At 73.0% G+C, this 12,343-nt stretch carries 8 protein-coding genes and 1 pseudogene; 7 read left to right on the forward strand and 2 right to left on the reverse strand.

Annotated features, from left to right (window positions below; all coding sequences use genetic code 11):
* Positions 1-2: 2 nt before the first annotated feature.
* From ACIQMJ_RS08665 to ACIQMJ_RS08675, 3 genes are read left to right on the forward strand one after another with little or no spacing between them, the layout of a single operon-like run.
* Positions 3-1,472: an AMP-binding protein gene (locus ACIQMJ_RS08665; RefSeq protein WP_499760329.1), complete on the forward strand. Its 1,470-nt coding sequence runs from the start codon at positions 3-5 to the stop codon at positions 1,470-1,472.
* Positions 1,469-2,404 carry a thioesterase domain-containing protein gene (locus tag ACIQMJ_RS08670; RefSeq protein ID WP_499760330.1) on the forward strand — a complete coding sequence of 312 codons (936 nt, stop codon included), beginning with the start codon at positions 1,469-1,471 and terminating at the stop codon, positions 2,402-2,404. Before ACIQMJ_RS08665 ends, ACIQMJ_RS08670 begins: the two co-directional genes overlap by 4 nt.
* A gap of 5 nt (positions 2,405-2,409) precedes the next feature.
* The gene (locus tag ACIQMJ_RS08675; RefSeq protein WP_499760331.1) at positions 2,410-4,164 is read left to right on the forward strand and encodes a condensation domain-containing protein; all 1,755 of its coding nucleotides are present in this window, start codon (positions 2,410-2,412) and stop codon (positions 4,162-4,164) included.
* A gap of 8 nt (positions 4,165-4,172) precedes the next feature.
* Here the strand turns inward: ACIQMJ_RS08675 and ACIQMJ_RS08680 are convergent, their stop codons facing one another.
* Positions 4,173-5,363 (reverse strand): serine hydrolase domain-containing protein, encoded by a 1,191-nt coding sequence (locus ACIQMJ_RS08680; RefSeq protein ID WP_499760332.1) that lies wholly within the window; start codon positions 5,361-5,363, stop codon positions 4,173-4,175.
* A 327-nt stretch (positions 5,364-5,690) separates the two neighbouring features.
* Here ACIQMJ_RS08680 and ACIQMJ_RS08685 point away from each other — a divergent pair, with 327 nt between their 5' ends.
* The 4 genes and pseudogenes from ACIQMJ_RS08685 to ACIQMJ_RS08700 form a co-directional block, all read left to right on the forward strand.
* Positions 5,691-7,694, forward strand: a complete 2,004-nt coding sequence (locus tag ACIQMJ_RS08685) for an ABC transporter ATP-binding protein (RefSeq protein WP_499760333.1) — start codon at positions 5,691-5,693, stop codon at positions 7,692-7,694.
* Positions 7,691-9,478 (forward strand): ABC transporter ATP-binding protein, encoded by a 1,788-nt coding sequence (locus ACIQMJ_RS08690; protein ID WP_499760334.1) that lies wholly within the window; start codon positions 7,691-7,693, stop codon positions 9,476-9,478. The genes ACIQMJ_RS08685 and ACIQMJ_RS08690 overlap by 4 nt, the downstream gene beginning before the upstream one ends.
* On the forward strand, positions 9,471-10,562 hold the full coding sequence (locus ACIQMJ_RS08695) for an alpha-hydroxy acid oxidase (RefSeq protein WP_499760335.1): 1,092 nt from the start codon (positions 9,471-9,473) through the stop codon (positions 10,560-10,562). Before ACIQMJ_RS08690 ends, ACIQMJ_RS08695 begins: the two co-directional genes overlap by 8 nt.
* A gap of 85 nt (positions 10,563-10,647) precedes the next feature.
* Positions 10,648-10,740: pseudogene (locus ACIQMJ_RS08700) on the forward strand (LysR family transcriptional regulator); the annotation flags it as partial.
* Between the two features lie 367 nt (positions 10,741-11,107).
* Here the strand turns inward: ACIQMJ_RS08700 and ACIQMJ_RS08705 are convergent.
* Positions 11,108-11,923 carry a class I SAM-dependent methyltransferase gene (locus tag ACIQMJ_RS08705; protein ID WP_499760336.1) on the reverse strand — a complete coding sequence of 272 codons (816 nt, stop codon included), beginning with the start codon at positions 11,921-11,923 and terminating at the stop codon, positions 11,108-11,110.
* Positions 11,924-12,343 lie beyond the last annotated feature (420 nt).

Genomic DNA, 12,343 nt, shown 5'->3' on the forward strand with positions numbered 1-12,343 from the left:
CGATGACCCTCCCCGTGCACCGGCGGATCGCCGACATCGCCCGCGCCGAACCCGGCCGGACGGCCCTGATCGGGTTCGACGCCGACCTGACCGCGCGCACCCTGTCGTGGGGGGAACTCGCCGAGTCGGTGCAGGAGGCGGTGGCCGCGCTGCGGGCGGCGCTCGACCCGGACGTGCCGTCGTGCGTGGTCGTGGAAGCGGCCAACACCCTGGGCGCGGCGACCGGCATCGCGGCGGCGCTCGCGGCCGAGGTGCCCGTCTTCCCGCTGAACCCCGCCACCCCCGCGGCCGAGCGGGACGTCCTGCTCGGGCTGCTCGGCCGCAGGTACGGGCACGTGCACGTGCTGGACGGCGCGAACCGGCCGGGGCCGGCGATCGTGCCGGCCACGCCGCCGTCCACCCGGGACGGTGCGGCGGCCTACCTGCTGGCCACCGGGGCGAGCACCGGCGTGCCGAAGATCTCGGCGCGACCGGGACCGCTGCGCTACGACCCCGCGCGGACGCCGTCGCTGGTGATCCGGCAGACCGGCTGGCGGACCGGCCAGCGGCAGCTCATCGTCGGTCCGCTGTACCACGCGGCGCCGTTCACCGCGTTCGTCGACGCGCTGCTGGACCTGAACACCGTGGTGCTGCAGCGGTTCTTCGCCGCGCAGTGGACCGTCGACCTGGTGCGGCGGCACCGCGTCGAGTGGGTGCAGCTGACACCGACGCACATGCGCGAGATCCTGATGCTCGCCGACGCGGACCCGTCGGCTTTCGACAGCCTGCGCGCGCTCCTGCACACCGCGGCCTCCTGCGACCCCGACACCAAGCGCGGGTGGATCGACCTGCTGGGGCCCGAGCGGGTCTTCGAGCTGTACGGCGCGACCGAGGGCATCGGCGTGACGTTGGCCCGCGGTGACGAGTGGCTGGCCCGGCCGGGCACGGTCGGGCGCGGTGTCCTGACCCAGCTCCGCGTCCTGGACGACAGCGGCGCACCGGTCCCGCCGGGCGAGGCCGGCACCGTGTTCATGCGCACCCCGCAGCGGGTGAGCCGGTCCGACTACGTCAACGACCAGGTCGTCCGCACCACCCCGGACGGGTTCGCCACGGTGGGCGACCGGGGCAGGCTCGACCGCGACGGCTACCTCTACCTCGAACCCCGCGACCACGGCACGATCAACGTCGGCGGCGAGAAGGTCGACCCGACCGAGGTCGAGGCCGCGTTGCTGGCCCACCCCGCGGTGGTCGACGCCGTGGCGCTGGCAGTGCCGCACCGGACCCTCGGGTCGGTGGTCGGCGTGCAGGTGGTGCTGCGCCCCGAGGCGACCGTCCGCAAGGCCGACCTCGCCGCGCACTGCGGCCGGCGGCTGACCGGGTACAAGATCCCGAAGCACTTCACGTTCGTCGACCGACTCCCCCGCTCCGCGGCAGGGAAGATCCAGCGCTGGCGGCTCGCCGCCGATCACGAAGGCGGTGCACCCACCCCATGAACCCGACCGCGGACGACGTGCTCGACACCGGCTACCGGCACCCGCGCGACCCGGTGGAGCTGTGGCTGGCCCGGCAGTGGCAGGAGGTCATCGGGTTCGCGGTCGGCATCCGGGAGAACTTCTTCGAGCTGGGCGGCAACTCCCTGGACGCGGCGCGGGTCGTCAACGCCGTCCTCGAGGAACTGGGCGTGCGGCTGCCGCTGAACGCGATGACCGAGCACCCCACCGTGGAGAGCCTGGCCGCCCGACTGCGCGACCACAACGAACAGCTGGCCGATCCCCTGGTCCTGATCCAGCGCGGCGACGGGACCGCTCCCCCGTTGTTCCTGGTCCACCCGGCCAACGGACAGGTCGGCCCGTACGCCGAGCTGGCCCAGGCGATGGGCGAGGACTTCACCGTGTTCGGGCTCCAGGCGGCCGGGCTCCACTCGGACGTCGACCCGGTCGCCTCGGTGCGGACCCTGGCGCACACCTACGTCGAGGCCGTCCGCGCGGCGTGGCCCGACGGCCCCTACCTGCTCGGCGGCTGTTCGACCGGCGCTTCGGTCGCCCACGAGATGGCGGCCCGGCTCGTCGAGGACGGCGCCGAGGTGCGGCTGCTGGCCCTGGTCGACGCCGAGCTGCTGGACGTCGGCCCCCGCTTCGACCAGCCGCCCGGTGACCCGGTCGCGGTCCTGGACCGGTGGAAGGAACTCGACCTCGTGCCGTCGGACGCGACCCCGGAGTTCGTCCGGCGTTCGGCGCGCGTGTGGCAGGCGAACGAGGACGCGGTCCGCGACTGGGAGCCCCGGCCGTACCCCGGTCCGCTCGACGTCGTCCTCAGCCCCTCGCACGACCGCCCGGCGTTCGCGGACTGGCCGGCCGCGGTGACGCGCGAGCACACGCCGCCGGGCGGGGACCTGGCCGGTGCGCTGCGCGGGCTGATCGGGTGACCGGGATGAGCACCTCGATCGACACCGGTCGGCGCAGGCGGCGCGTGCGGCTCACGCCCGTCGACGCCATCCAGGTCACCGCCACGGGGTCGCGCGCGGTCGAGGGGCCCGTCACCCTCGGCCAGCTCAACACCCTGCAGTGGTTGCAGGACGACGCCGACCACATCGCCGCGTTCCTGCGCGTCGAACTGCCCGTGCCCGAGGGGAGGTCCGTGGACGACGTGGCCGAGGCGGCCGCCGTGCTGGTGGCCAGGCACGAATCCCTGCGGACCACCTACGTCCGGGGCGAGGACCCGCGTCAGGTGGTCGCGGCGACCGGCGTGTTCACGCTCCACGTGTGCGCCCTGGGCGAGGGACCGTGGGGGCCTCGGGACCGCCCGGCGGTGGCCGTGCGGCTGCTGGCGTGGCTGCGGGAACGGCGTGACACGGCGTCCACCATGATGCGGATGGCGGTGGCCACCGACGAGCACGGCGCGGTCATCGCGTGCGTCGCGGGGTTCTCGCACCTGGCCGTCGACCACGGCTCCATCGAGGTGCTCAAGCGCGAGTTCGCCGAGATGCTCGCGCACCCGGACCGCCGACAGGTCGGCGGGCCCCGCCACCAGCCGCTGGACCAGGCCGAGCTGGAGGCCACGCCCGTCGAGCGGCGTCGGGTCCGGGCGGCGAACGACTACGTCCGCGAGCTGGCTCGGCGGCAGCCGCGCTGCCTGCTCGCGCTGCCGGGGGCCACGCCGTCGGGCGACTCGCTGGCGGTGGAGCTGTCGTCGCCGGCCGCCGCGATGGCGGTGCGACAGGTGGCGGCGCGCACGCGGTGCAGCCGGTCCTCCGTCGTGCTCGCCGCGACGTGCGCGGTGCTGGCGCGGCGCACCGGCTACCGCGAGCTGGTGTTCCCGTCACTGGCGAGCAACCGCTTCGAGCGCCACCTCGTCGACTTCGTCGGTTCCCTGGCGCAGGGCAACCTCGTCGCCGTCGAGGTCGGCGACCGGAGCTTCGACGCGCTGGTCAAGCACACGTGGGCCGCGGTGCTGGAGGCGAGCAGGCACTCGAGGTACGACGGCGTCGAGCGCGGCGCGGCGGACGAGCGGATCCAGCACGAGCGGGGCATGCACTTCCTCTACGACCCGTTGTTCAACAGCCTCGTGCCCGAGTCGTGGTCGGGGGTCACCGCGGGCGTCAAGCACCGGCCGGAGGAGATCACCGCCGCGCTGCGGCAGACCGAGCTGCGGTGGCGTCCGGTGCCCCACAACGGGACACCGGTGCGGTTCGGCCTGGAGGAGGTGGACGGCCGGGTCCGGCTCGACCTGTGGAGCGCGGACACCGGGCTGGTGCCCCGGTCCGAGATGGAGTCGTTGTTGCTGGCCGTCGAGCGCCTGCTGGTCGGCGCGGCCTCGGGTGACCTCGACGCCTCGCGCGTCCGCGAGGTCACCGGCCTGGACCCCATCAGCCGCACGTCGGACTGGGTGCTGGTCGACTCGTGCTGGGTCGACCTCGCCGAGGTGCAACGGCTGCTGGACGAGGCGTTGGCGCCGTCGACGACCCGCGTCTTCGGCTCGGTCGACGGCCGGGACCTGGTCGCCTACCTGACCGCGACCGACGCCGTGCGGACACCCGAACAGGCCCATGCCCGGTGTCTGGCCGCGCTACCGGACCGCCTCAACGCCCTCGCACCGCGCCACTACGTCCTGTGCCCCACCGCGCCGGCCGACCCGGCGGACCCCGCCGCCTGGCCCGCACCGCTCGCCACCGGCACCGGGCGTTGATCCCGCGGTCAGTCGTCGATCGCCTCGTAGACGGTGGTCCAGAAGTCGTGCCATATCGGCAACCTCTGGTCACCCGTGTGCCCCCGCTGCATGAAGAAGACCGCCGCCAAGTCCTGGACGGGATCGTTGTACCAGGCGGTGCCGTAGAAGCCGGACCACCCGTAGCTGCCGACCGACAGGCCGAGCCCGCTCGGACTGGTCAGGACCGACATCCCGAACCCCCACCCCATCCCGCTGAAGAACCCCGGCCAGAAACCGGAAGCCGCCCTCTGCTCCGAGGTCAGCTGGTCACTGGTCATCAGCGCGACCGACGATCGGGAGAACACCTGCCGTCCTCGGTGGGAACCGCCGGCCAGCAGGGCCAGGGCGAAGGCGAAGTAGTCCTGAGCGGTCGAGACCAGGCCGCCACCACCCGATTCGAACTTCGGCGGTCGGCTCCACCGCCCGTCGGGGCCGTCGTCCACGACCGGCTCGCCGGTGGCGACGTTGTCGCGTTGGTACGCCGTCGCCAACCGGTCGACGTCCTCGGCGGGCACGCTGAAGGCGGTGTCCTTCATCCCGAGTGGACCGCACATCCGCTCGCGGAGGGCGTCTCCGAAGGACAGGCCGGTCGCCCTGGCGATGAGCACGCCGATCACGTTGGAGGCGGTGTCGTACATCCAGCGCTCGCCCGGCTGGTAGGCGAGCGGGAGCGAGCCCAGCCCCCGCATGAACGCGTCCGGCGACGAGTAGTCGAGTGCGTTCAGCGCGTCGACGATCGGAATCCTGCCCGGCTTGGTCGGGAACATCCCGATGCCACAGGTGTACGCCAGCAGGTCCCGCAGCGTGATCCGGCGTCGCGCCGGGACGGTGTCGTCCAGCGGCGCGTGGAGGTCGACCAGCACGGTCATGTCCGCCAGCTCCGGGAGGAGGTCGTCGACCGGGTCGTCGAGGTGCAGGGTGCCGTCGTCGACGAGGGTCATCGCGCACGCGGCGACGAGCGGTTTGGTCATCGAAGCGGTGCGGCAGATCGTGTCTGCCGCCATCGGGGTCGCCGAGCCTTCGCCCTCGAAGGCGATGGTGCCCGTCGCTTCGACGTGCACCTCGCCGTGGCGGCCGAGCACGGCCACCGCACCGGGCACGGCGCCGGACTCGACGTGGCGCTCCAGCAGCTCCCGCACCCGAGCCAGCCCTTTCGACGAGAAGCCACCAGTGGGCATTCGCCTCGACCTCATCCCGTCCGTCCAACGCCGCCTGTCGCGCGACGACCGTAGCCTTCCGGGACGGTGCAAAGGAGTGGACTTCGCACCGGCACTACGGTTTCTCGGCACGTTCGGCCGCACGTGCGCGCCGAACCCGTTGGAGGTCGCCGAGTCCCTGGACCGACCGGAGCAACGTGCGAGGAGTTGCGCAAGAATCCGTGCGGATACACGAAATCACCTTCTTGAAGGTGTTCGCGTCCCCGTGCTTGGATGCCCCTGAGGCGCCTGGCCGGCCGGTTGAGGATCGTCGCCGAACCGCACCACCCAAGGATTCGCGGGAGCGCCATGACGACCGGAACACCGCCCGCGGCGGAGTCCCCGACGGCCGGGTTGCGTGCCACGTGGACGAACTGGGTGGACGAGGCGGTGCGGCCGCGGTTGCGGATCGCCCGGCTGTTGCCGTCCGGGGGTGTGGCCCTGGTCGTGTTCCTGGGCGTGCTCAACTTCGTGCTCGGCCTGCTGCCGGTGGCCTTCGTGGTCGCGACGAGCATGCTGCTCGGCGAGGTGCCCGCAGCGGTCGGCGGCGGGGTCGGCAGCGCGGCGTGGGATCGGCTGACGGCGATCTTCCTGCTCGCCGCGGTCGCCTTCCTGCTCACCCAGATCCTCACACCGGTGAACAACGCTCTGGGCCAGCAGTTGCGGCGTCGGGTGGACAGCGCGCTGCGGGACGACGCGATGGCGTTGATGCTGCGGCCGGTCGGCATCGGGCCGCTGGAGGACCAGCGCACGCTCGACGAGCTGAACGAGGCGGTGCGCGCCTTCGACCGCGACTGGGGAACGCCGGGGCAGGCGTGCTTCGGCATGGTGGCGCTGATCGCCCGCTACACCCGCTTGACGGCCCTGGTGGTGGCGATCGGGCTGACGATCGGTTGGCCCGCGGGGCTCGGGGTCGGTGCGGCGGTGCTGGCATTCCGCTACGGCCAGCGCGGCGGGCTGCGCAAGTACTCGCGGGTGGGACGCGACCTCATCGGCCGGATGCGCGAGATCGGCTACCTGCACGAGCTCACGATGACCGACGTGGCGGCCAAGGAGATCCGGGTGTTCGGCCTCACCGGCTGGCTGGCGGATCGCTACGCGGCCGTGTGGGAGGCCGTGCGCGACACCTTCGAACGGGCGCGCCGCCGCGTCTACCTCACGCCTTACCTGCTGCTGACGGCGTTGGGCCTGCTGTTCGCGGGTGGCGCGATGGTGTACGCCGCCCAGCTCGCCGCCACCGGGCAGGTGGGCCTGACCGCGTTGGCGCTCGGGGTGCAGGCGGTCGTGCTGGCGATCTCGCTGGGCGGCTACTACCCCGAAGCGGACACCAGCACCCAGTACGCGATGATGGCGTTGACGGCCCTGCAACGGTTGCGCGACCGGCTGGACGAGCTGGACGGGGGTCAGCCCCCGCCGGGTCGGGCCGAGGTCCCTCCGAGCACGCCGACCGCGTCGCTCGCGTTCGACCGCGTCGGCTTCCACTACCCCGGTTCGGACCGCACCGTGCTCGACGGCATCGAGCTGGACCTGCCCGCCGGGCGGTGCACGGCCGTGGTCGGCGTCAACGGCGCGGGGAAGACCACGCTGGTGAAGCTGCTCGCGCGGCTCTACGAGCCGACGTCGGGCGCGGTGCGCGCGGACGGGGTGGACATCGCGGAGTTCGACCCGGTGCTGTGGCGGCGTCAGGTCGGCGTGATCTTCCAGGACTTCGTGCGCTTCGAGCTGTCCGCGACGGAGAACATCGCGCTGGGGGCGGCGCACGTGCCGGTCGACCGCGCGGTGGTGCTGCGCGCCGCCGAACGCGCCGGGATCGCCGAGGCGCTGCTCGCCCTGCCCGACGGCCTCGACACCCCGCTCTCGCGGGCCTACCCCGGCGGGACGGACCTGTCCGGCGGGCAGTGGCAGCGGATCGCCATCGCACGGGCGCTCTACGCGCTGGAGGCGGGCGCCACGGTCCTGGTGCTGGACGAACCGACCGCGGCGCTGGACGTCCGGGCGGAGGTGGCGTTCTTCGACCGCTTCGTGGAGCTGACGCGCGGGGTCACCTCGCTGCTGATCTCGCACCGGTTCTCCAGCGTGCGGCGGGCCGACCACATCGTGGTGGTGGACGGCGGGCAGGTCGTCGAGCGCGGCTCGCACGACGAGCTGATGGCGGCGGGCGGTCACTACGCGCGCCTGTTCACCTTGCAGGCGAAGCGATTCGCGCACGGCCTGGACGCTGATGGCGCCGAGGACGACGACGCGGTGGACGGCGGCACGACCACCAGGTCTCCGGCGGTCGACGGCGCGGTGGTGGAGGGGGTCAGCCGGTGATCGAGGTCGTCCGCGGTGGCTGGGAGCTGTTCCTCATCGCCTGGCAGGAGAGCCGGTACCGCTTGGTGCTCGCCGTCGTGCTCATGCTCGCCCAGGCGTCGGCGATGCCGTTGGCCGCGCCGGCGCTGGCCGCGCTCACCGACTCGGCGCTGGCGGGCGACGTCCGGGGCGCGACCACGGCGGCGGTGCTGGTCGTGGTGGGGGTGATCGCCGCACTGACCGCCGGGCACTTCGCCCACATCTTCTACTTCGAACTGGGCGACCGCGCCGTGCCGCGCCTGGAGCGCGAGCTGATCGAGATGACCAACGGCTCGGCCGGGCTGGAGCACCACGAGCGCCCCGAGTACGCCGACAAGCTGCAAGTGCTGCGCCAGGAACTGCACCGGGCCGGGTGGGGTTCGATGGAGGGCCTGCTGAACAGCCTCGGCCTGCTGGTGGCGATCTCGATCACCGCGGTCCTGCTGGCGCGGCTCAACCCGCTGCTGTTGCTGCTGCCCCTGGCGGCCGTGCCGCCGTTGCTGCTCGGGCGGCGGGCCGAGTCGATCGTCAACGGCGCGCGCGAGCGCTCGGCGGCGCCGTCCCGGCACGCCAAGCACCTCTTCGGACTGGTCGCGAACGCGGCCTCGGCCAAGGAGCTGCGCGTCGGCGGGCTGGAGTCGGAGCTGCGCTCGCGCCAGCGCCGGGCCTGGGACGACGCGTCGGACCTGCTGTGGCGCGGTGAGCGCCGGGCCGTGGTGCTGCGCACCGGCGGTGAGCTGTTCTTCGCCGTGGCCTACGTGCTGGGCACGCTGCTGGTGCTGCGCGACGCGGTGGCCGGGCGCCGCGGCGTCGGTGACGTCCTGCTCGTGCTGACCTTGGCGTCCCAGGTGAACCAGCAGGTGACCTCGTCCGTGGCCACGTTGCAGGAGATGCAGCGCACCGGCCGGGTCATGGGCAATGTGCGCTGGGTCCGCGCGCTGGTGGCGGGCCAGGCCCCGCCCCCGCCCGACCGGGACGTGCCCCGGCGCGTCCGGGACGGCATCGAGCTGCGCGGTGTGTCGTTCACCTACCCGGGCACGGACCGCCCGGTCATCGCCGACGTCGACCTCACCCTGCCCGCGGGCGGCACGGTCGCGTTCGTCGGTGAGAACGGGGCCGGGAAGACCACCCTGATCAAGCTGCTGTGCCGGTTCTACCCGGTCACCACCGGCACGATCTCGGTGGACGGCACGGACTTCACCCGCTTCCCCGTGGACGGGTGGCGCGCTCGCATCGCCACCGGGTTCCAGGACTTCGCCCGGTTCGAGCTGCTCGCCCGCGAGAACGTCGGTGTCGGCGAGCTGGCCGAGATCGACTCGACCGAGGCCGTGCACGACGCCCTGCGGCGCGCCCGCGCCGAGGACGTCCTGGACCGCCTCGATGACGGCCTCGAGACCCGGCTCGGCAAGACCTACGCCGACGGCGTGGAGCTGTCCGGCGGGCAGTGGCAGAAGCTCGCGCTCGGCCGGGCCATGATGCGCCGCGAGCCGCTGCTGCTGGTCCTCGACGAACCGACCTCGGCACTGGACGCGCAGGCCGAGCACCGGTTGTTCGAGCGGTACGCGGCCGGCGCGCGCGAGGTCGGCCGGCGGACCGGCGCCATCACGTTGCTCGTCTCGCACCGGTTCTCCACCGTGCGCATGGCCGACCTCATCGTGGTGGTGGCCGACGGACGCGTGCGGGAACACGGTTCGCACGACGAGCTCATGGCCGCGAACGGCCTGTACGCCGAGCTGTACTCGATGCAGGCGGCGGCTTATGCGTGAGGTGTGGTCGACGGCCGACGTCGAGCGGTTGGCCGCCGAGCGGTCGGCGCCGGACGTGTGGGACTACATCGCGGGCGGCAGCGGTGAGGAGGTCACGCTGGCCGCGAACCGGGCCGCGCTGGACCGGGTCGCGGTGGTGCCGCGGGCGCTGGTGGACGTCTCGGCCTGCGACACGGGCTGCGAGCTGTTCGGCGCCACGTCGACGCTGCCGCTGGCCGTGGCTCCGATGGCCTACCAGCGGTTGATCCACGACGGTGGCGAGCGTGCGGCGGCTGCTGCGGCGGCGGCGGCCGGTGTGCCGTACGTCGTGAGCACGCTCAGCTCCGACCCGATCGAGGACGTGGCCGCGGCGGGCGGGCCGACGTGGTTCCAGCTGTACTGGCTGCGCGACCGCGAGGTGATGGTGAAGCTGCTGCGCCGTGCCGAGGAGGCGGGGTGCCGCGCGGTGGTGCTGACGGTCGACGTGCCGGTGCTCGGGCGACGGCTGCGGGACCTGCGCAACGGGTTCGCGCTGCCCTCGTGGGTCAAGCCGGTGAACACCGACGGCGAGGTCGGCGAGCGGGTGCCCGGCGACTCGGTGATCGCCCGGCACACGAGCGCGGTGTTCGACCCGTCGTTGAGCTGGCGTGATCTGGAGTGGATCCGGGCGCACACCACCCTGCCGCTGGTGCTCAAGGGGGTGCTCGACCCCGGGGACGCGGCCCGGGCCGTGGATCTCGGGGTGCGGGGCGTGGTGGTGTCCAACCACGGCGGCCGGCAGTTGGACGGCGCGGTGCCGAGCGCGGTCGCGCTGCCGGAGGTCGTCGCCGCGGTGGGCGGGCGGTGCCCGGTGCTGCTGGACAGCGGTGTCCGCAGCGGGGTGGACGTCCTGCGGGCGTTGGCGCTCGGTGCCTCGGCGGTCCTGGTCGGCAGGCCCGTGCTGTGGGGCCTCGCCGCGGGCGGCGAGCAGGGTGTGACCGCGGTGCTGGACGTGCTGCGGGTCGAGTTCGAGAACGCGCTGCGCCTGGCGGGCTGTCCGGACGTGGAGTCGGCACGCCACCTGACCGTCGCCGGGAGTCCTGCGTTCGCGGCGAGGGAGTCCTAGGTTCATCGCCGCTCGCACGACACACGCGAGGAAGGCGGCCGGCTGGGCTACCAGGCCATCAGCACGTGGAGCGAGGACGAGTACCGACGCACCGGCCGTCACGACCGTCATCGCCTGGCCACCGCACAGCAGGTCCCAAGCCGTCGCCGGCCTCGTCCGCGCCGCGACACGGCTCTGACCGACATGCCGGGGCCCGGCGTCACGCCGCCGCGCGTCGGTCGGCAACGGGTGTTCACCGTCCGTCCTCATCGGACAGCAATCGGTCGATGATGTCGTTGAGCGCTTTCGCATCGTCGGGGCCGGGCCGGTCCATCAGGTGACGGCGGGTCGAGGCGGACAGGGCCGGTACCGACGCGTCGATCGTGCGACGGCCCGCCGGCCGCAACGTGACCTCGACCCCGTTCGCGATCTTGCCGCGCGCGAGGTACTGGGACGTCTACAACCACGAGACCGCCGGCGAGGGGCGCGACAAGCTGTCGTACAACCAGTGGTTGGTCGAGACGTTCACCGACGACGGCGAGTACCGAACCCTCCGCCTCCCCCGGTCAGCGCGCCGCGGCGGGCTTCGTCGCGCGCAGGGAGTACATCTGCGGCAGGCGCGGGTGGCCGACCGGGAACCGGTACTCGCCGGTGCCGGTCGGTTCCAGCACGGGGTAGCGCCGGAACAGCGTGTGCTCGTGCTCGCGCAGGAAGTCCAGGCGCAAGCCCGCTTCGGCGAGCGCGGTGACGACCTCACCCAGCGGGTGCTGCCACTGCACGGAGCGGGTGCTGGTCAGCCGGGGGCCGTCGGTGTAGGTGTGCGGCTCGTCCCACGTCCGGCCTTCGGTGTCGAAGTAGTCGTGGTGCAGCGTGCGGCCGTCCTCGCCGAGCAGCTCGGCCAGCGGGTGGAACTCGGCCAGGTAGAGGAACCCGCCGTCCACCAGCAGGTCGGCCACGACCCGGGCCCACCGCGTGAGGTCGGGCAGCCACACCAGGGCGCCGATGCCGGTGTAGACGACGTCGAAGCGCTCATCAGGCAGGGTTTCGCGCGCGGAGTAGACGTCCGACACGACGAACCGGGCGCGATCGGCCAGGCCGGTGTCCACGGCCAGCGCCCGCGCCGTCTCGACGGCTGCGGGAGAGAAGTCCAGACCGGTGACCCGCGCGCCCCGGCGCGCCCACGACAGGGTGTCCGCCCCCATGTGGCACTGGAGGTGCACCATGGTGCGGCCGGTGACATCACCGACCTCCGCCACCTCGAACGGGCGCAGCGTCGAGGAACCCGCCCGCACGCCGTCCAAGTCGTAGAACTCGCTGACCGCGTGCACACGCACCCGGTCCTCCCAGTTCGCCCGGTTGACGTCCAGCCACTCGTCGGTCACGGCCCGGACCATACCCAGGCCCGCCTCGCGGGGCAGGCGATTTACCGGCCGCCCACCTGGCCACCACGCGCATGACCGGCGAGGGCGGTTGCGTTCCCCGGGACGTCGGCCACCGAGATCGCCGGTTTCGCCGGTGGTGGGACCCACTCCGCGGACCTGCTTCCACCGCCTGAACTCGCCCATCCCTCCGGGGACACGCGTCCCCGGATCTCCGACCTGCCCTGCGCCAGCACGCGAAGCACCAGGACGGCGAGCAGCACGGAGAACGGCGACCGTTCTCGGCGTGGTCCGATGAGGGACACGAACCTCCGGGCTAACGTCAGCACCACACCGCGCTCACGCCGCACCAGTCCGATGACCTCGGCGTTCGGAAAACCTGACTGCTGCTCCTGCCTGTCATCGGACACAGGGCCACACGCC

Origin of the sequence: Actinosynnema sp. NPDC091369 (assembly GCF_044757065.1) — a bacterium.
Lineage (GTDB): Bacteria > Actinomycetota > Actinomycetes > Mycobacteriales > Pseudonocardiaceae > Actinosynnema.